Source organism: Streptomyces sp. NPDC053513 (genome assembly GCF_044544765.1).
Classification (GTDB): domain Bacteria; phylum Actinomycetota; class Actinomycetes; order Streptomycetales; family Streptomycetaceae; genus Streptomyces; species Streptomyces litmocidini.
Genome location: NZ_JBITXP010000009.1, coordinates 133,836 through 152,522 on the forward strand (window position 1 = coordinate 133,836; position 18,687 = coordinate 152,522).

General features: G+C 72.6%; 19 protein-coding genes and 1 riboswitch. Of the genes, 9 read left to right on the plus strand and 10 right to left on the minus strand.

All coding sequences use genetic code 11. The features are described from left to right. Nucleotides 1-135: 135 nt before the first annotated feature. Nucleotides 136-945, minus strand: a complete 810-nt coding sequence (gene hisN / locus ACIGW4_RS17820; RefSeq protein WP_123455326.1) for a histidinol-phosphatase — start codon at nt 943-945, stop codon at nt 136-138. 116 nt (nt 946-1,061) lie between these two features. On the opposite strand from hisN, the gene ACIGW4_RS17825 reads away from it, so the two are divergent. Next, nucleotides 1,062-1,697, plus strand: a complete 636-nt coding sequence (locus ACIGW4_RS17825) for a TetR/AcrR family transcriptional regulator (RefSeq protein ID WP_123455327.1) — start codon at nt 1,062-1,064, stop codon at nt 1,695-1,697. Here the strand turns inward: ACIGW4_RS17825 and ACIGW4_RS17830 are convergent. The 4 genes from ACIGW4_RS17830 to ACIGW4_RS17845 form a co-directional block, all read right to left on the minus strand. Beyond that, nucleotides 1,589-1,912, minus strand: coding sequence for a multidrug efflux SMR transporter (locus ACIGW4_RS17830; RefSeq protein WP_123455328.1), 324 nt, complete (start codon nt 1,910-1,912; stop codon nt 1,589-1,591). The two genes, ACIGW4_RS17825 and ACIGW4_RS17830, sit on opposite strands and share 109 nt — an antisense overlap. 108 nt (nt 1,913-2,020) lie before the next feature. Further along, nucleotides 2,021-3,034, minus strand: coding sequence for a ribosome small subunit-dependent GTPase A (gene rsgA / locus ACIGW4_RS17835; RefSeq protein WP_123455329.1), 1,014 nt, complete (start codon nt 3,032-3,034; stop codon nt 2,021-2,023). A gap of 3 nt (nt 3,035-3,037) precedes the next feature. Continuing rightward, complete coding sequence (aroA, locus tag ACIGW4_RS17840; protein WP_359591713.1) at nt 3,038-4,372, minus strand: 3-phosphoshikimate 1-carboxyvinyltransferase; 1,335 nt, start codon at nt 4,370-4,372, stop codon at nt 3,038-3,040. Between the two features lie 20 nt (nt 4,373-4,392). Beyond that, a complete protein-coding gene (locus ACIGW4_RS17845) occupies nt 4,393-5,079 on the minus strand; it encodes a M50 family metallopeptidase (protein WP_123455331.1) in 687 nt (228 codons plus the stop codon). Between the two features lie 50 nt (nt 5,080-5,129). Here ACIGW4_RS17845 and ACIGW4_RS17850 point away from each other — a divergent pair, with 50 nt between their 5' ends. The 8 genes from ACIGW4_RS17850 to def all read left to right on the plus strand — a co-directional run bounded on the left by ACIGW4_RS17850 (nt 5,130) and on the right by def (nt 12,441). Further along, the gene (locus ACIGW4_RS17850; RefSeq protein WP_123455332.1) at nt 5,130-5,945 is read left to right on the plus strand and encodes an SOS response-associated peptidase; all 816 of its coding nucleotides are present in this window, start codon (nt 5,130-5,132) and stop codon (nt 5,943-5,945) included. A 31-nt stretch (nt 5,946-5,976) separates the two neighbouring features. Then, nucleotides 5,977-6,609: an alpha/beta family hydrolase gene (locus tag ACIGW4_RS17855; RefSeq protein WP_123455333.1), complete on the plus strand. Its 633-nt coding sequence runs from the start codon at nt 5,977-5,979 to the stop codon at nt 6,607-6,609. A gap of 242 nt (nt 6,610-6,851) precedes the next feature. Further along, nucleotides 6,852-7,508 (plus strand): sigma-70 family RNA polymerase sigma factor, encoded by a 657-nt coding sequence (locus ACIGW4_RS17860; protein WP_030207302.1) that lies wholly within the window; start codon nt 6,852-6,854, stop codon nt 7,506-7,508. Further along, nucleotides 7,505-7,822 (plus strand): mycothiol system anti-sigma-R factor, encoded by a 318-nt coding sequence (rsrA, locus tag ACIGW4_RS17865; protein WP_123455334.1) that lies wholly within the window; start codon nt 7,505-7,507, stop codon nt 7,820-7,822. Before ACIGW4_RS17860 ends, rsrA begins: the two co-directional genes overlap by 4 nt. 148 nt (nt 7,823-7,970) lie before the next feature. Next, nucleotides 7,971-9,371 carry an HD-GYP domain-containing protein gene (locus tag ACIGW4_RS17870; RefSeq protein WP_123457479.1) on the plus strand — a complete coding sequence of 467 codons (1,401 nt, stop codon included), beginning with the start codon at nt 7,971-7,973 and terminating at the stop codon, nt 9,369-9,371. Further along, complete coding sequence (locus ACIGW4_RS17875) at nt 9,368-10,681, plus strand: HD domain-containing protein (RefSeq protein ID WP_359591715.1); 1,314 nt, start codon at nt 9,368-9,370, stop codon at nt 10,679-10,681. Before ACIGW4_RS17870 ends, ACIGW4_RS17875 begins: the two co-directional genes overlap by 4 nt. A 79-nt stretch (nt 10,682-10,760) precedes the next feature. Then, nucleotides 10,761-11,741, plus strand: coding sequence for a tetratricopeptide repeat protein (locus ACIGW4_RS17880; RefSeq protein ID WP_399581407.1), 981 nt, complete (start codon nt 10,761-10,763; stop codon nt 11,739-11,741). 67 nt (nt 11,742-11,808) lie between these two features. Continuing rightward, nucleotides 11,809-12,441 carry a peptide deformylase gene (def, locus tag ACIGW4_RS17885; RefSeq protein WP_123455336.1) on the plus strand — a complete coding sequence of 211 codons (633 nt, stop codon included), beginning with the start codon at nt 11,809-11,811 and terminating at the stop codon, nt 12,439-12,441. A gap of 63 nt (nt 12,442-12,504) precedes the next feature. Here the strand turns inward: def and ACIGW4_RS17890 are convergent, their stop codons facing one another. The 5 genes from ACIGW4_RS17890 to ACIGW4_RS17910 all read right to left on the minus strand — a co-directional run bounded on the left by ACIGW4_RS17890 (nt 12,505) and on the right by ACIGW4_RS17910 (nt 18,647). Further along, nucleotides 12,505-13,518 (minus strand): ribonucleotide-diphosphate reductase subunit beta, encoded by a 1,014-nt coding sequence (locus ACIGW4_RS17890; RefSeq protein WP_123455337.1) that lies wholly within the window; start codon nt 13,516-13,518, stop codon nt 12,505-12,507. Then, nucleotides 13,518-15,881, minus strand: a complete 2,364-nt coding sequence (locus ACIGW4_RS17895) for a ribonucleoside-diphosphate reductase subunit alpha (RefSeq protein ID WP_123455338.1) — start codon at nt 15,879-15,881, stop codon at nt 13,518-13,520. The genes ACIGW4_RS17890 and ACIGW4_RS17895 overlap by 1 nt, the downstream gene beginning before the upstream one ends. A 151-nt stretch (nt 15,882-16,032) precedes the next feature. Continuing rightward, a riboswitch (cobalamin riboswitch) is annotated at nt 16,033-16,109 on the minus strand. 80 nt (nt 16,110-16,189) lie between these two features. Then, entirely contained in the window at nt 16,190-16,690 is a 501-nt protein-coding gene (locus tag ACIGW4_RS17900) for a GNAT family N-acetyltransferase (RefSeq protein ID WP_399581411.1), read from the minus strand. Between the two features lie 77 nt (nt 16,691-16,767). Continuing rightward, a complete protein-coding gene (gene mctP, locus ACIGW4_RS17905) occupies nt 16,768-18,396 on the minus strand; it encodes a monocarboxylate uptake permease MctP (protein ID WP_399581414.1) in 1,629 nt (542 codons plus the stop codon). After that, a complete protein-coding gene (locus ACIGW4_RS17910) occupies nt 18,393-18,647 on the minus strand; it encodes a DUF3311 domain-containing protein (protein ID WP_123455341.1) in 255 nt (84 codons plus the stop codon). Before ACIGW4_RS17910 ends, mctP begins: the two co-directional genes overlap by 4 nt. Nucleotides 18,648-18,687 lie beyond the last annotated feature (40 nt).

An 18,687-nucleotide genomic window follows, 5' to 3' on the forward strand; every position in this document is an offset into this window, starting at 1 on the left:
CCCCACGAGAAAGAATTCACAAGTTCACAAGCGGGGGGACTCTCAGAGTCGCACCGGCGGGGTGGGTCGTAAAGGGGGCGCGCGAGGCGTCCCCGGGGAGTGTCGGGAGCGCTCGCCCTTCGGGGCGGCGGGCCGTCAGCCCCGGGTGCTCTCCTGGTTCAGATAGCTCAGCAGCTCGCCGTGGAGCAGGCCGTTCGACGCCGCCGCGTTCCCGCTGTGCGGTCCGTGCCGGCCGTCCAGGCCCGTGTACGTGCCGCCGGCCTCCTGGACCACGATCGCGACCGCGGCCATGTCCCACAGCGACAGCTCCGGCTCCGCGCAGATGTCCACGGAACCCTCCGCGACCATCATGTACGGCCAGAAGTCGCCGTACGCCCGGGTCCGCCAGCACGCGCGCGTGAGGTCGAGGAAGCCGTCGAGGCGGCCCTGCTCCTCCCAGCCGCTCAGCGAGGAGTACGCGAAGGAGGCGTCCGACAGGGAGGCGACCTTCGAGACGCCCAGCCGGGTCGCCGAGGACAGGCTGCGGCCCGTGTACGCGCCGAGCCCCTTCGCCGCCCACCAGCGCCGGCCGAGCGCCGGGGCGGAGACCACGCCCACCACCGGCTGGAAGCCGGTCTCCCCGGCCTCCATCAGCGCGATCAGGGTCGCCCAGACCGGCACCCCGCGCACGTAGTTCTTGGTGCCGTCGATCGGGTCGATCACCCAGCGGCGCGGGCCCGAGCCCTCCACGCCGTACTCCTCGCCGAGGATCGCGTCGCGCGGCCTGGCGCGCTGGAGCTGTCCCCGGATCAGCTCCTCCGCCGCCTTGTCGGCCTCGCTCACCGGAGTCATGTCCGGCTTCGTCTCGACCCGGAGGTCGAGCGCCTGGAAACGGTCCATGGTGGCCGCGTCGGCGGCATCCGCGAGGACGTGGGCGAGACGCAGATCATCGTGGTAATCGGCCATGGTCGGCACTCTATCCCCGACGTGCGGACACGCGGCGAACCGTCCACCGCGGCCCCTTGACAGGGAGTGGGCGCCTGCCGACGCTGAGCGGAGAACCGTTCCCTCCGGAGGTGAGGATGGCGAACGCCCGCGAGGCCCTGCTCGACGCCGCGCTCGCCGCGCTCGCGCACCGCCCCTGGTCCGCCGTGCGCATGGCCGACCTCGCCACCGCCGCCCGGGTCTCCCGGCAGACCCTCTACAACGAGTTCGGCAGCAAGGAGGGGCTCGCCCGCGCCCTCGTCCGCAGGGAGGCCGACTCCTACCTCCAGGGCGTCCGGCACCTGCTCGCCGCCCCCGCCCCGCCCGAGCGGAACCTCGTCGCCGTCGCCGAGTGGATCGTCGCCCGCGCCGCCGTCCGCCCGGTGCTCCGGGCCCTGCTCACCGGCGCCTGGAACGAACGGCTGCCCCAGCCCCGGCCGGCCCGCCCCGGCGCCCGGCCCGCCCCCGTCCCCGCCCAGCGGCGCGCCGACGCCGGACCGCCCGCGCCCGCCGAACTGGTGGCGGAGACCGCCGCCTGCGCGGGGGAGCGGTGGGCGGCCGGCTGCGAACTCGCCGTACGGATCGCCCTCAGCCACGTCGTCGCGCCGGCCCTGCCGACGACCCCTCAGTGCGCGGACCCGGAGAGCTGGAGCCCGATGACCCCCGCGATGACCAGGGTGATCGAGACGATCTTGAGCGTGGAGACCACGTCGCCGAGGAAGACCATCCCGTAGATCGCCGTCCCGGCGGCGCCGATCCCCGTCCACACCGCGTACGCCGGGCCGACGTCGAGCTTCCGCAGCGCCAGCGTGAGGAGGCCGAAGCTGCCCAGGGCGAAGGAGGCGAAGGCGATCGTCGGCCACAGTCGGGTGAAGCCGTGCGAGAGCTTCAGACAGACCGCGAAGCCCGTCTCCAGGAGCCCCGCGATCACCACCAGCAGCCACGCCATCGTCAGTGCCTCCCACGCCGTCGGTGACCGCTTCGTCGCACTTGGTGCGATTATGCACTTACCGACAGCGACGGGGCGTAAACACCGACGGCCGTGAACACCGACGGCTCAGTCGCCCTCGCGGCGCTCCCGGGTCGCGAGCAGCCGCCGCAGCGAGACCAGCCGCGCCGGATCGGCGTGCCCCTCCGCCACGTACGCGTCGAGCCCGCAGTCCGGCTCGTCGTGGCTGCACGCGCGCGGGCAGTTCTCCGTGCCCGGCTCCAGGTCGGGGAAGGCGTGGATGACCCGGGCCGGGTCGACGTGGTGCAGACCGAAGGAGCGCACGCCCGGGGTGTCGATGACCCAGCCGCCCTCCTTGTCGTCGAGCGGCAGCGCGAGGGCCGAGGTGGTGGTGTGCCGGCCGCGGCCCGTGACCGCGTTGACGTGTCCCGTGACCCGGCGGCGGTCCTCCGGCACCAGGGCGTTCACCAGGGTCGTCTTGCCGACGCCGGAGTGGCCGACGAACGCGGTGGTCCGGCCCTTGAGGTGCTCGCGGACCCGCTCCGCGGCGACCCCGTCGACGAACTCGTCGCGGGTGGTCACCACATGGGGGACGCCCAGCGCGCCGTACATCTCCAGGAGCGCGTCCGGCGGCGCCAGGTCCGACTTGGTCAGGACGAGCAGCGGGGAGAGCCCCCCGTCGTACGCCGCCACCAGACAGCGGTCGATCAGCCGGGGGCGCGGCTCCGGGTCGGCGAGCGCGGTGACGATCGCCAGCTGGTCGGCGTTGGCGACGACCACCCGCTCGTACGGGTCGTCGTCGTCGGCCGTGCGCCGGAGCACCGAGCTGCGCTCGCCGATCCGCACGATCCGGGCCAGCGTGTCCTTCTCGCCGGAGAGGTCGCCGACCAGGGAGACGCGGTCGCCGACGACGGCGGCCTTGCGGCCCAGCTCGCGCGCCTTCATCGCCGTCACGGTCCGGTCGTCCACCAGACAGGTGAGCCGGCCCCGGTCGACGGTGAGGACCATGCCCTCGACGGCGTCCTCGTGCTTCGGGCGGATGCTGGTGCGGGGACGGGTGCCCTTGCGGTTGGGCCGCTGGCGGATGTCGTCCTCGTCGGTGTGCTTGCCGTAGCGCCGCATGGTTCAGACCCCGAGCATTTCGGTCCACATCGTCGGGAAGTCCGGCAAGGTCTTGGCCGTCGTCGCCACGTCCTCGATCTCCACGCCCTCGACCGCGAGGCCGATGATCGCGCCCGCCGTCGCCATGCGGTGGTCGTGGTACGTGTGGAAGACGCCGCCGTGCAGCGGGCGCGGCCGGATGTGGAGGCCGTCCTCGGTCTCCGTCACGTCGCCGCCGAGCTCGTTGATCTCCTTGGTGAGCGCCGCGAGCCGGTCCGTCTCGTGCAGCCGCAGATGGGCCACCCCGCGCAGGGTCGACGGGGAGTCGGCGAGCGCCGCGACCGCCGCGATCCCGGGGGTCAGCTCGCCGACCTCGCCGAGGTCCACGTCGATGCCGTGGATCCGGCCCGTGCCGGTGAAGGTCAGGCCCGCGTCGGTGAGCTCGCAGGAGCCACCCATCTCGGTGAAGATCCGACGCAGCTCGTCCCCCGGCTGGGTGGTCCGCGCCGGCCAGTCGGGGATCGTCACCCGGCCGCCGGTCACCAGGGCCGCCGCCAGGAACGGCTGCGCGTTCGACAGGTCGGGCTCGACGACGAGGTCCCGGCCGCGCAGCCCGGTGGGCGTCACCCGCCACACGTTCGGGGCGCCGCCGTGCTCCGGCTCGTCGACCTGGGCGCCGACCGCGCGCAGCATGTCGACCGTCATCCGGATGTGGGGGAGCGAGGGGAGCCGGCTGCCGACGTGCCGCACCTCGACGCCCTGGTTGAAGCGGGGCGCGGAGAGCAGCAGGGCGCTGACGAACTGGGAGGACGAGGAGGCGTCGATCTCGACGGTGCCGCCGTCCAGGCCGCCGGCGCCGTGCACGGTCATCGGGAGCGCGCCCCGGCCGTCGTCGTCGATCCGGGCGCCGAGCGCGCGCAGCGCGTCGATCACGCCGTGCAGCGGGCGCTCGTGGGAGCGGGGGTCGCCGTCGAAGCGCACCGGGCCGTCGGCGAGGGCCGCGACCGGGGGCAGGAAGCGCATGACCGTGCCCGCGTTGCCGACGTCGACCGTGGCGGGGCCGCGCAGCGGGGAGGGGATGATCCGCCAGGCCTCGCCGGAACCGTCGGGGCCCACCCCCTCCTCGATCCTCACGCCGAGGGTACGGAGCGCCTCGGCCATCAGGAGGGTGTCGCGGGAGCGCAGCGGGCGGCGCAGCCAGCCCGGCTCGGCGGCGAGCGCGGCGAGGACCAGGGCGCGGTTGGTGACCGACTTCGATCCGGGCACGGTGACGGTCGCGTCGACGGCGCCGCGGGCGTACGGGGCGGGCCAGAGGTCGGTGGGCGGGTCGGAGTGCGTCGCGGAAGCTGCTGCGGTCATGGACTCACTGTACGGGGGAGTCAGATGCCCAGGAGCCAGCGCCCGCCGCCGATCAGGGCGGAGATCGCGACGGCGTGGAAGAAGAACAGCCACACGCCCGCGGGCACCTGGGTGAGCCGCGACAGCTGGTCCGCGTCCGAGTCGGGGGCGCCGCCGTGGCGCCGCTTCGCCTGGAGCTCGAAGGCCGGCCGGACCCCGCCGAGCAGCAGGAACCAGACCGCCGCGTACGCGAAGGCCGACTGCACGTTCGGCCCGGTCAGCCAGGAGACGAGGAGGAAGGCGGCACCCGTCAGGACGACGGTGAGGACCCCGTACGCGTTGCGGACCATCACCAGCATCGCGAGCAGCAGGGCGGTCGCGATCCAGAGCAGCAGGGTGACGTGGCGGGTGCCGAGCAGGGCGGCGCCCCCGAGCCCGAGCAGCGGCGCCGCCGGATAGCCGGCGGCGAGGGTGAGGACGACGCCGAGGCCGGTCGGGCGGCCCCGGGAGACGGTCAGCCCGCTGGTGTCCGAGTGCAGCCGGATCGACTGCAGCCGGCGGCCGGTGGCGAGGGCGACGAGTCCGTGACCGCCCTCGTGGGCGATGGTGATCGCGTTCCGGGCCGGGAGCCAGAGACGGCGGAAGGCGACCAGGCCCAGCGCGCAGGCGGCGGTGAGGTAGACGATCCACGTGTCGGGAGCGGGCTGGGTGCCGAGGATCTCGGTCATTTGGCGGACTGCTCCTCGCTCGCGGTCGGGATCGTGGCAGTGTGGCACGTATGTGCGGACGGTTTGCATCGAGTCGGCGGCCCGAGGATCTCGTCGAGATCTTCGAGGTCGAGAAGTGGGAGCCGGAGGAGACCCTGGCCCCCGACTGGAACGTGGCGCCCACCAAAGAGGTCTGGGCCGTTCTGGAGCGTCCTGTGAAGGACGCCGGATCCCCGCGTCCGGTTCGCCAGCTGCGCGCGCTGAAGTGGGGCCTCGTGCCGGCCTGGGCGAAGTCGCCGGAGGGCGCCGCCCGCATGATCAACGCGCGCGCGGAGACCGTGGACGAGAAGCCCTCCTTCAAGCGCGCCTTCCAGTCCCGCCGGTGCATCCTGCCCGCCGACGGCTACTACGAATGGGTGACCGGGACCGCCGAGCGCGAGCTGGAGGTCGAGGGCAAGAAGAAGCGGCCCCGGAAGCAGCCGTACTTCGTGACCCCGGCGGACGGCTCCGTCTTCGCGATGGCCGGGCTCTACGAGTTCTGGCGGGACCGCACCCTGCCCGACGGGGACCCCGCCGCCTGGTGGGTGACCTGCTCGGTGATCACCACCGAGGCCGAGACCGGACCGCTGGGCGTCGCCCCCGCCGAGGGCCCGCGCTCGCTCCACGACATCCACCCCCGGATGCCGCTGATGCTGACGGAGGACCGCTGGGACGCCTGGCTCGACCCGGCGCGCACCGACCCCGAGCAGCTGCGCGGACTCCTCGCCCCGCCGCCGGAGGGCCTGATGCGGGCCTACCCGGTCGCGACCGCCGTCAGCAACGTCCGCAACAACGGCCCCGAACTCCTGGAGGAGTTGGCCGGGCCGGAGGTCGGCACGCTGTTCTGACGCGGACCGGGCCGCACGGCAGGATGGGGACGTGACACAGTACGAGACCGTCCCCACCGACGCCGGTGAGGCACGCATCACGTGGTACGCCGGGACGGAGCCCCGGACCGTCCTCGCCCTCGGGCACGGCGCCGGCGGCGGCGTCGAGGCCCGCGACCTCCAGGCCCTGGCCGGGGCGCTGCCCGCGCACGGCGTGACCGTCGCCCTCGTCGAGCAGCCCTGGCGGGTCGCCGGGAAGAAGGTCGCGCCCGCGCCGAAGACCCTCGACACCGGCTGGCGCGGCCTCTGGCCGTCCCTCGCGAAGCCCGGCCTCCCCGTGATCGCGGGCGGCCGCAGCGCCGGCGCCCGGGTCGCCTGCCGGACCGGGCGCGAGCTCGGCGCGTCGGCCGTCCTCGCCCTGAGCTTCCCCCTCCACCCGCCGGGGAGGCCCGAGCGGTCCCGCGCCGAGGAGCTCCTCTCCACCGGCCTCCCCACCCTCGTCGTCCAGGGCGGCAACGACCCCTTCGGGCGGCCCGAGGAGTACCCGGAAGGCCCGTACGGGCTCGTGGAGATCCCCCACGGGGACCACGGCTTCGCGATCCCCAAGCGCGCCCCGCTGACCCAGGACGAGGCCATGGCGCGGCTCGTGGACGGGGTCCGGAAGTGGATCTCCACCCTCCGTTGACGCCCCGGGAATGCCGAGCGGGGGACCGCTGTTGTGGAGGGCGTCGGTGTGAGAGCAAGGAAGAGGGAGTCCGTCGCATGGGTTCGACCATCTGCCCAGAGCGTGCGCAGGCCGCTGACCTCGACTGGACAGTGCTGCCCGCGCCCAGGACCGCCCCGATTCGGGCGGCGGGCGGAGCGGTTCCTCGTCTATCCTCCGAAACGAGCGGGTCCGCCCTCGGGCTCGCCGCCGCGCTGGAGGAGGTGGGTCCGGTCACTGGGACCGACACAGGGACCGACGACGGCCCCGAGGAGACGACCGAGGAGCGCAACGCGCGCTTCGAACGGGACGCCCTCGGCTACCTCGACCAGATGTACTCGGCCGCGCTGCGCATGACGCGCAACCCCGCGGACGCGGAGGACCTGGTGCAGGAGACCTACGCCAAGGCGTACGGATCGTTCCACCAGTTCCGCGAGGGCACGAACCTCAAGGCGTGGCTGTACCGCATCCTCACGAACACCTTCATCAACTCGTACCGCAAGAAGCAGCGCGAGCCCCAGCGCAGCGCCGCCGAGGAGATCGAGGACTGGCAGCTCGCCCGCGCCGAGTCGCACATGTCGACCGGTCTGCGCTCCGCCGAGTCCCAGGCACTCGACCACCTCCCGGACTCCGACGTGAAGGAAGCGCTCCAGGCGATTCCCGAGGAGTTCCGCATCGCCGTCTATCTCGCCGATGTCGAGGGCTTTGCGTACAAGGAGATCGCGGACATCATGGGGACACCCATCGGTACGGTGATGTCCCGACTGCACCGGGGCCGCCGCCAGCTGCGCGGCATGCTCGAGGACTACGCCCGCGACCGCGGGCTGGTACCCGCGGGCGCCGGAGAGTCGTCGAACGATCTGAAAGGCTCGGGCTCATGAGCTGCGGAGAGCCGCACGAGACGGATTGCTCAGAGGTCCTGGATCATCTCTACGAGTTCCTCGACCATGAGATGCCCGACAGCGACTGCACCAAGTTCGAGGTGCACTTCGAGGAGTGCTCCCCGTGCCTGGAGAAGTACGGCCTGGAGCAGGCGGTGAAGAAGCTCGTCAAGCGCTGCTGCGGGAGTGACGACGTCCCCACCGACCTGCGCGCCAAGGTCATGGGCCGGATCGACCTGATCCGCTCCGGACACCTGGTGCCCGAGCAGGACATCACGGCGAGCGCCCCGACGACGCCGGCCCCGCAGGAGTAGCACCCCTCCCGTACCGGGAACCGAGGCCGTCGCGCACCGCTCGCGGCGGCCTCGCGCATATATCAGCTTGTATCACCCGATGGTGCGAATCACTCCGAGCGCGCCGTCGCCGTCCGCCCGACTCGCTAGCGTGACGGGCGTGATGGGCGTGAAGGTCATTCCACGAGCGGCCCGCGCGTACATCGGCTGCGCCCTGCTCGGCGCGGGAGCGTGCGTCCTGCCCGCCCTGCGCCCCGGCGCGGCCGTCCCCTGGGGCACGGTCGCACTCCTCGCCGCCCTGTACGCGCTCTGCGAGCTGCCCGCCCGCTGCCGGCTCATCGACCGCGCGCTCGGCCGCTCCCTCCCCGTGGGCACCGGCTCCTTCTTCCCCGTCCTCCTCGCCGCCGCCCTGCTCCTGCCGCCCGCCGCCGCCGCGCTCACCGCCCTCCCCGGCAGCCTCCTCGCCCGCGTCGAGGAACCCCCCGCCGCCCCCCGCCGCGCCTGGCGGGCCGCCGCCGCGGCCCTCGCCGTCGGAGCCGCCGCCCTGACCGCCGACGCCCTCGGCGCCGCCACCGCCCTCGGCCGGGGCCCGGACGCCCCCGACCTGCCGTACGCCCTGCTCCCCGCCGGCGCCGCCGCCCTCGTCTTCTGCCTGGCCCTCACCGCCCTCGACGGCGGCATCCGGGCCACCGCCGGCGGAATCCCGCCCCGCGCCGCCTGGCGCGGCCTCCTCGGCCGCTCCCTCGTCCCGCACACCGTCCACGGCCTCGCCGGACTGATGATGGCCGTCCTCTGGCGCAGCACCTACGGCCCCGTCGCGGCGCTCTTCGTGCTCCTCCCCATGTACATCTCCTCCTGGGTCTTCGCCCAGTACCACCGCGAGCGCGCCGCCCACCAGGCCACCGTCCGCGCCCTCGTCCAGGCCGTCGACATCAAGGACCGGTACACCCGCGGCCACAGCGAACGCGTCGGCCAGGCCTCCGTCCTGATCGCCCGTGAGCTCGGCATGGCCGAGGACCGCCTCGACGTCGTCCGCTTCGCCGGCATCCTGCACGACGTGGGCAAGCTCGGCGTGCCCACCCGGGTGCTCACCAAGGACGGGCCCCTCACCCCCGAGGAACGCCGGGTCATCGAACTGCACCCCGAGTACGGCCACGAGATGGTCCGCGGCATCGGCTTCCTCGGCGAGGCGCGGGCCGCGATCCTCCACCACCACGAACGCATGGACGGCAGCGGCTATCCGTACGGGCTCCACGGGGAACAGATCCCCGAGTTCGCCCGGGTCGTGGCCGTCGCCGACGCCTTCGACGCCATGACCTCCACCCGCTCCTACAGCCGGGCCCGCCCGGTGCCCACCGCCCTCGCCGAACTGGAGCGCTGCGCCGGCACCCAGTTCGACCCCCGGATGGTCGCCGCCCTCGCCCAGGCCCTCGACCGGCACGGCTGGCAGCCCGCCGTCACCGCCGACGAGGCCCGGCCGAACCCGCCCGGAACACCCCCCGGGGGAAACGTGCCGCCACCGCGCGAAGCGACCCCGGAGCCGGCCGACAGACCCAGGGAGCGCGCGTGAGGCCCCGCCCGCGCCCCGGGGCCGTCACCGTCGGCGCCGTGCGCGGCGCCGCGCTCCTCCTCGGCCTCGCCGCCTTCGGCAGCACCCTCTGGCACGGCCTCGACGAACCCGGCAACGCCCTCGCCTTCGGCACCCTCGTCGCCCTCGGCGAGCTCGCCCGCTGGGGCGCCGCGCCCGGCACGGGCGCGCCGGGCGCCGCCGAAGAACCACCGGCGAGCGAACCCGCGCCCCTCGCCGCCGCCGGAGCCCTCGCGTACGCCCTGCTCGGGACCAGCGCCGGCGCCCCCACCACCCACGGCGTCCCGCAGACCGTCGCCGTCGTCGTCGCCGCGGGCCTCGCCGGAATCGTCCCGCACATCGCCCGCGGCCGGGGCCCCGGACTCGACCACCTCGCCCGCCGCGTCCTCACCGTCGGCTTCGCCGCCCTCTGCTTCCAGCCCCTCTACAACGCGGGCGCCGTCACCGAACACCTCGGCCAGGGTCCCGCGTACGCCCTCTTCCTGGTCCTCCTGCTCGTCCTGACCGCCCTGTGCGACGCCGTGCTCGCCGCCCTCCTGCTCCGCGCCCGCACCGGATTCCCGTACGGCCCCCTCCTGCGCGACGAACTCCGCGCCTTCCTCGGCATCGGCTCCGCCGTCTGCGCCACCGGCACCGTCATGGCACTCGCCGTCGCCGCCGCCGGACTCTGGGCGCTGCCCGTGCTCGCCGTCCCGCTCCTGCTCACCCAGGTCTCCTTCCGGCGGTACGCGGCCGTGCGGACCGTCAACCGGCAGACCATCGCCTCCCTCGCCCGCGCCACCGAGATCGCCGGCTGCACCCCGCCCGGGCACGCCCGCCGGGTCGCCGCCCTCAGTGCGGCCGTCGGACGCGAGCTCGGCCTCTCCGGGGCCGAGCTGGCCGTCCTGGAGCACGCGGCGCTCATGCACGACATCGGCCAGCTCTCCCTCGTCGACCCCGTCGCGGGCGGCGCCACCGCCCTCCTCCCGGCCGAGGAGCAGCGCCGGATCGCCCTCCTGGGCGGCGAGGTCGTCCGCAGGACCGGGGTCCCCGAGGCCGTCGCCGTCGTCGTGGAGCGGCAGGCCGACCCGTACCGCGAGCAGCCGCTCCCCGCCCGGATCGTCCGCGCCGTGAACGCCTACGACGACCTCACGGGCCCCGGGACGGGCGAGGGCGCGGCCGCCGCGCTCGGGGCCCTGGAGCGGCTCAGGCTCGGCACCGCCCGCGACTATCACCCGGATGTCGTCGAATGCCTGGCCAGGGTCCTGGCACGGGGCGGAGCCGCTGGGGTGACCTCCGCGGTCCCTGGGTAACCCATGGGTAATGAGCGCGCGTCCGACCGGGCATGGTTGGATGCGAACAAGAGGGTGAAGCGACCGGCAGGCGGGAATCGTGAAGATCTTCGGGAAGGTACGGCATCGGCCCTCCGCCTCGTGGCGGCAGGCCACCGACCGCGCGTTCACGCTGATCGGCGACGGCCGGTACGAGGACGCGGGCGCACTGCTCACGCGCGCGGCGGATCTGGAGCCCTGGCTCTCGGAGTCCTGGTTCAATCTGGCGCTGCTGCACAAGTTCCGGCACGACTGGGAGCAGGCCCGGGCCGCCGGGCTGCGCGCGGTCGCACTGCTCGACAAGGAGAGCGGCGCCCCCGACTGGTGGAACGTCGGCATCGCCGCCACCGCGCTCCAGGACTGGCCGCTGGCCCGCCGGGCCTGGCAGGCCTACGGACTGAAGGTGCCCGGCGCCGCCGCGGGCACCGGCGAGCCCGCCGGCATGGAGCTGGGCAGCGCCGCCGTCCGGCTCTCGCCCGAGGGCGAGGCGGAGGTCGTGTGGGGCCGCCGGCTCGACCCGGCCCGCATCGAGGTCCTCTCCATCCCGCTGCCCTCCTCCGGGCGCCGCTGGGGCGAGGTCGTCCTCCACGACGGCGTGCCGAACGGCGAGCGGACCACCACCGCCGGCCCCTCCTACCCCGTCTTCGACGAGATCGAGCTGTGGGCGCCCTCGCCCGTCCCCACCTGGGTGGTGCTCCTGGAGGCGGCCACCGAGTCCGACCGGGACGCCCTGGAACAGCTCGCCGCCGAAGCCGGTTTCGCCGCCGAGGACTGGTCGTCCTCCGTGCGGCTGCTCTGCCGTGCCTGCTCGGAGTCGACCATGCCGAGCGCCGAGGGCGAGGGCGAGCACTCCGACCCGCACGACCACAGCGAGCCGGGCCACCCGGGCCCGCTCGGCCACCGCTCGCCCGGCGAGCTGTGGGTGCCCGAGCGCGAGTGCGGCATCGCGGCCCCGGCGGGCCTGGTGCGGGGGCTCCTCGACGGCTGGGTCGCGGACAGTCCGGACAGCCGCGAGTGGCGTGATCTCGAAGAGGTCTGCTGAGCGTCGGAGCGCGGCCCCGTAGGCTGTCCTCCGACGGAATCGGGTTTTCAGAAGGGCGCGGCCGGACATGGCGCAGCAGGAGACGGACGAGCAGACGATCAACGACGGCTTCGTCGTGGACACGGAGGACTGCGAGGAGCGCGAGCGTGCCCACCGCGAGCGCGGCACGTCCCGGCCCATCACGGTCGTCGGCAACCCCGTGCTCCACCGGGAGTGCAAGGACGTCACCGAGTTCGACGAGGAACTCGCGCAGCTGATCGACGACATGTTCGCCAGCCAGCGCACCGCCGAGGGCGTCGGCCTGGCCGCGAACCAGATCGGCGTGGACCTGAAGGTCTTCGTCTACGACTGCATGGACGACGAGGGCGTCCGGCACGTCGGCCACGTGGTCAACCCGGTCCTCCAGGAGCTGCCGGCCGACCAGCGCGTCCTCGACGAGTCCAACGAGGGCTGCCTCTCGGTGCCGACCGCCTACGCCGAGCTGGCCCGCCCGGACTACGCCGTGGTGCACGGCCAGGACTCCCAGGGCAACCCGATCAAGGTGCGCGGCACCGGCTACTTCGCCCGCTGCCTCCAGCACGAGACGGACCACCTGTACGGCTTCCTGTACATCGACAAGCTGTCGAAGCGCGACCGCAAGGACGCCCTGCGCCAGATGGCCGAGGGCACCCCGCGCTACCCGGTCGTCCCGAACGACTGACCCCTCGTACGCACGGCGAAGGGCCCCGCACTCCTCGGAGTGCGGGGCCCTTCGCCGTACCGTCTAGAAGTCCTCGTCGAGGTCCACCGAGCCCTCGACCGCCACCTGGTAGGCGGACGGGCGGCGCTCGAAGAAGTTGGTCAGCTCCTGGACGCCCTGGAGCTCCATGAACGCGAACGGGTTCTCCGAGCCGTACACCGGCGGGAAGCCGAGGCGCTGGAGGCGCTGGTCGGCGACGCACTGGAGGTACTCGCGCATCGACTCGGTGTTCATGCCCGGCAGGCCGTCGCCGCACAGGTCGCGGCCGAACTGCAGCTCCGCCTCCACGGCCTCCTTCAGCATGTCCGTGACCTGCTGCTGGAGCGCGTCGTCGAAGAGCTCCGGCTCCTCCTTGCGGACGGTGTCCACGACCTCGAAGGCGAAGTTCATGTGCATCGTCTCGTCGCGGAACACCCAGTTGGTGCCCGTCGCCAGACCGTGCAGCAGACCGCGGGACCGGAACCAGTAGACGTACGCGAAGGCGCCGTAGAAGAACAGGCCCTCGATGCAGGCCGCGAAGCAGATCAGGTTCAGCAGGAAGCGGCGGCGGTCGGCGGCCGTCTCCAGCTTCTCGATCTTCTCGACCGAGTCCATCCACTTGAAGCAGAACTGCGCCTTCTCGCGGATGGAGGGGATGTTCTCGACGGCGGCGAACGCGGCGGCGCGGTCGTCCGGGTCGGGCAGGTAGGTGTCGAGCAGCGTCAGGTAGAACTGGACGTGCACGGCCTCCTCGAACAGCTGACGGCTCAGGTAGAGCCGGGCCTCGGGGGAGTTGATGTGCTTGTAGAGCGTCAGGACCAGGTTGTTCGCCACGATCGAGTCGCCCGTCGCGAAGAACGCGACCAGCCGGCCGATCATGTGCTGCTCACCGGGGGTGAGCTTGGCGAGGTCGGCGACGTCCGAGTGGAGGTCGACCTCCTCCACGGTCCAGGTGTTCTTGATGGCGTCCCGGTAGCGCTCGTAGAAGTCCGGGTAGCGCATCGGACGCAGGGTCAGTTCGAAGCCCGGGTCCAGCAGGTTCTTCTTCTCGGTACTCATTACTGGCAGGCCTCGCAGGACTCGGGGTTCTCAAGGGAGCAGGCGATCGCGTCCGCGTCGGGGGCCGCCTGCTGGACGGGGATCGGAGCGGCGGTCGTCGCGGCCTGGGCCGCGCGGGCGATCCGGGTGGCCGGGCGGGAGCGCAGGTAGTACGTCGTCTTCAGACCCTGCTTCCAGGCGTACGCGTACATCGACGACAGCTTGCCGATCGTCGGCGTCTCCATGAACAGGTTCAGCGACTGCGACTGGTCCAGGAACGGGGTGCGGGCGGCGGCCATGTCGATCAGGCCGCGCTGCGGGATCTCCCAGGCCGTGCGGTACAGCTCGCGGACCTCGGCGGGGACCCAGGTGAAGCCGGCCACCGAGCCGTTGGAGTCGCGCAGCGCCTCGCGGGTCTGCGCGTCCCACACGCCGAGCTTCTTCAGCTCGTCGACGAGGTACGAGTTGACCTGGAGGAACTCGCCGGACAGCGTCTCGCGCTTGAACAGGTTGGAGACCTGCGGCTCGATGCACTCGTAGACGCCCGCGATCGAGGCGATGGTCGCCGTCGGCGCGATGGCGAGGAGCAGGCTGTTGCGCATGCCGACGGTGGCGATCCGCTCGCGCAGCGCGGCCCAGCGCTCCGGCCAGTTGAGCTCCACGTCGTAGTGGTCCGGGTGCAGCACGCCCTGGGCGGTGCGGGTCTCGGCCCAGGCGGGGAGCGGGCCGCTGCGCTCGGCGAGGTCGGCGGACGCCTCGTACGCGGCGAGCATGATCCGCTCGGCGATCCGGGTGGACAGGGCCCGCGCCTCGGGGGAGTCGAACGGCAGCTTCAGCTGGAAGAAGACGTCCTGGAGACCCATGGCGCCGAGGCCGACCGGGCGCCACTTGCCGTTGGAGCGGCCCGCCTGCTCGGTCGGGTAGAAGTTGATGTCGACGACCCGGTCGAGGAAGGTGACGGCCGTGCGGACGGTCTCGTCCAGCCGCTCCCAGTCGATGTCGCCGCCGGTGACGAACGCACCCAGGTTGACCGAGCCGAGGTTGCACACCGCGGTCTCGTCGTCGTTGGTGACCTCGATGATCTCGGTGCACAGGTTCGAGGAGTGCACCACGCGGCCGGGCAGGGCGGTCTGGTTCGCGGTGCGGTTCGAGGCGTCCTTGAAGGTCATCCAGCCGTTGCCGGTCTGGGCCAGGGTCCGCATCATCCGGCCGTACAGGTCGCGGGCCGGCATCGTCTTGCGGGCCAGGCCCGCCTCCTCGGCCTTGCGGTAGGCGGCGTCGAACTCCTCGCCGTACAGGTCGACGAGCTCGGGCACGTCCGCCGGGGAGAACAGCGACCACTCGGCGTCGGCGTTGACCCGGCGCATGAACTCGTCCGGGATCCAGTGCGCCAGGTTCAGGTTGTGCGTGCGGCGCTGGTCCTCGCCCGTGTTGTCGCGGAGCTCCAGGAACTCCTCGATGTCCGCGTGCCAGGTCTCCAGGTAGACCGCGGCGGCGCCCTTGCGGCGGCCGCCCTGGTTCACGGCGGCGACGGAGGCGTCGAGCGTCTTCAGGAACGGCACGATGCCGTTGGAGTGCCCGTTGGTGCCGCGGATCAGCGAACCGCGGGCGCGGATGCGGGAGTACGACAGGCCGATGCCGCCCGCGTGCTTCGAGAGGCGCGCGACCTGGTGGTAGCGGTCGTAGATGGAGTCCAGCTCGTCCTGCGGGGAGTCCAGCAGGTAGCAGGAGGACATCTGCGGGTGGCGGGTGCCGGAGTTGAAGAGCGTGGGGGAGGACGGCAGGTAGTCCAGACGGCTCATCAGGCCGTACAGCGCGGCCACCTCGTCGAGGGCGCGGACGCTGTCGTCCTCGGCCAGGCCGCAGGCGACGCGCAGCATGAAGTGCTGCGGGGTCTCGATCACCTTGCGGGTGATCGGGTGGCGCAGCAGGTAGCGCGAGTAGAGGGTGCGCAGACCGAAGTAGCCGAAGCGGTCGTCGCCGGCCGCGTCGATCGTCGCGTCGAGCCGCTCGGCGTGCCGGGCGACGAACTCGGCGGTGCGGTCGGCGATGAGGCCCTCGCGGTGGCCGACGGCGACGGAGGCCGAGAAGGAGACGGCGCCCTGGCCGGCCGCCTCGTCGGTGATGGTGAGGGTGAGGAGCCGGGCGGCGAGCCGGGAGTACGCCGGGTCATCGGCGATCAGGCCGGCGGCCGCCTCGGTGGCCAGCTCGCGCAGCTCCGCCTCGTCCGACGTGGCGCTGCGGCCGCGGAGGGCGGCGGCGGCGACCTTGCCGGGGTCCGTGTCCGGGAGGTCGGCGGTGAGATCGGTCAGGGTCCGCAGGAGTACGGTCCCGGGTCCGTCGTTCTCGATCGCTGCGGCCGGATCGGCGGGCGCGATGGTCACGTGGGGGCTCTCCCTCGCTCGGCTCGGGGCCAGGGCGGGGGGCGGGGAACGGGCGGGCCGTACGCACGGCGGCGCCGCGTCCACCGGCCCACTCCGCGAGGCCCGGACGTCTGTGACACCCGGAACGGACGGACCGGGCGCGCTGCCGGAAGGTCTTCGGACTCACCGCGTACGAAACCGCACGAAGCACACCGTTGCGGGACAGTTCCGGATTCGCGCCGGATTCCCCTGCGTCGACAGCGAGGATGAGCATACATGTGGGGGGCGCCCCTCGTGGCACCCCCCACATGTTGTGTCGGCCCCCGGGGCTACAACTCCAGGGCGTACGTCCGCAGCTGATGGCCCGGGACCGGTTCCCAGTCCCGTCCGGGGGTGCGGGCGAAGCCCATCCGCTCGTAGATCCGGTGCGCCGAGACCATCGAGGCGTCCGTGGAGAGCACGAGCCGCGCGCACCCGGTCAGGACCCGCGCCCGGTCCACGCAGGCGCGTACGAGGGCTTCTCCGACTCCCCTGCCGCGGGCCGCCGGCGCGACGACGAGCATCCGGAACTCGGCCTCGCCGGGGACGGCGATGTCCGCCCAGGCGGTGCCGCCCTCCGCGAGGGTCACCCCGCCGATGACGGTGTCGTCCGCGTCGGCGGCGACGAGCACCTCGCTCTCGCGGGCCCGCCGGGCGGTGTCCCTCAGCACGTCCAGGTAGGAGTCGTCCTCGCCGTACAGCAGCAGTCCGTCGTTCAGATAGGTCAGCCCGGTGAGGTCACCGAGCTCCTCGTACTCCTCGGGCCGTACCGCCCTGATCGTGAAGTCCATGGGCCCCAGTCTCTCCCCCCGGGGCACGCGAAGGGGGCCCGGGATCTCCCGGGCCCCCTCCGTCACGCGTCCGCGGGTCAGTGCGCTCCGGCGCCGACCGTCGGGAGGTCCTTGACGCCCGGGTCGCCGGCGTCGGCCGTGTAGTCCTCGGGGGAGGTCTCGTCGATGCCCTCGGGGGCCTTGACGGCCTTGAGGACGAAGGTCAGGACGACCGTGACGAGGACGTTGAGCACGAAGGCGGTGAGGCCGATGTAGCCGATCTCGCCGATGCCGGGGATCTCGGCGGCCGAGCCGCCGAAGTGCTTCTGGGTCGGGCTGGCGACGCCGTAGGCGGCGGCCGTGCCGTAGACCATGCCGACGGCCCAGCCGGCGAGCAGCGCCCAGCGGTGGAACCAGCGGGTGAACAGGCCGCCGACGAGCGCCGGGAAGGTCTGCAGGATCCAGATGCCGCCGAGCAGCTGGAAGTTGATGGCGACGGTCTTGTCCATGGTGAGGACGAAGACGAGCGCGCCGACCTTCACCAGGAGGGAGACCAGCTTGGAGACCTTGGTCTCCTGGGCCGGAGTGGCGTCCTTCTTGATGAAGTCCTTGTAGATGTTGCGGGTGAAGAGGTTGGCCGCGGCGATCGACATGATCGCGGCCGGGACGAGCGCGCCGATGCCGATCGCGGCGAACGCGACGCCCGCGAACCAGTCCGGGAACATGGTCTCGAAGAGCTGCGGGATGGCGAGCTGGCCGTTCTTGACCTTGATGCCGGCGGCGATCGCCATGAAGCCGAGCAGCGCGAGCAGGCCCAGCATCAGCGAGTACAGCGGCAGGATCGTGGTGTTGCGGCGGATGACGTTCCGGCTCCGGGACGACAGCGTCGCCGTGATGGAGTGCGGGTACATGAAGAGCGCGAGGGCCGAGCCGAGCGCGAGCGTCGCGTACGTCCACTGGCCCGCCTCGCCGGGGGCGAGCGCGCCGCGCGGCTTGCCGGTCGCCGGGTTGGTCTGCGCGAACGCCTCGCCCGCCTTGGCGAAGATCTCGTCGAAGCCGCCGAGCTTGATCGGGATGTAGATGATCGCCACCGCGATGACGATGTAGATCAGCGTGTCCTTGACGAAGGCGATGAGCGCCGGGGCGCGCAGGCCGGAGGAGTACGTGTACGCCGCGAGGACGCCGAAGGCGATGAGCAGCGGCAGGTCCTTGACGAACCAGTGCGTGGTCTCGCCGCCGCCGACGCCCATCACGTCCAGGACGGCCTGGATGCCGACGAGCTGGAGCGCGATGTACGGCATGGTGGCGAGGATGCCGGTGACCGCCACCGCGAGCGACAGGCCCTTGGAACCGAAACGGCCGCGCACGAAGTCGGAGGTGGTGACGTATCCGTGCTTGTGCGAGACCGACCACAGGCGCGGCAGGAAGGTGAAGATCAGCGGGTACACCAGGATCGTGTACGGGACGGCGAAGAAGCCGGCCGCGCCCGCCGCGTAGATGGCCGCGGGGACGGCGACGAAGGTGTACGCCGTGTAGAGGTCGCCGCCGAGCAGGAACCAGGTGACCCAGGTACCGAACGACCGGCCGCCCAGGCCCCATTCGTCGAGGCTGTGCTCGTTCTCGGCCTTGCGCCAGCGCGCGGCCAGGAAGCCCATGACCGTGACGGCCAGGAAGAAGAAGACGAAGACGCCGAGCGCCACGCCGTTCACGCCGGACACGTCCTTCATCGCGCGTCACCTCCCTTGCGGGCGCGCTGGTCCAGCTGCCACAGCTTGTACGCGATCATGGTGAGCGCCGTGGAGATCACGACCCAGAGCATCTGGTACCAGTAGAAGAAGGGGATGCCGGCGAGGGCCGGATCCACCTTCGCGTAGGAGCTCACCCACAGCATCGCCACGAACGGGGCGAACAGGCAGAGCGCGATCACCACCCTCAGCGGCGTGATGACCGGTTGTTTCCCTTGTGTCGCTTCTGACATGGCGAAACCGTCCCCTCACTGATCACCTCGTAATGCCGAG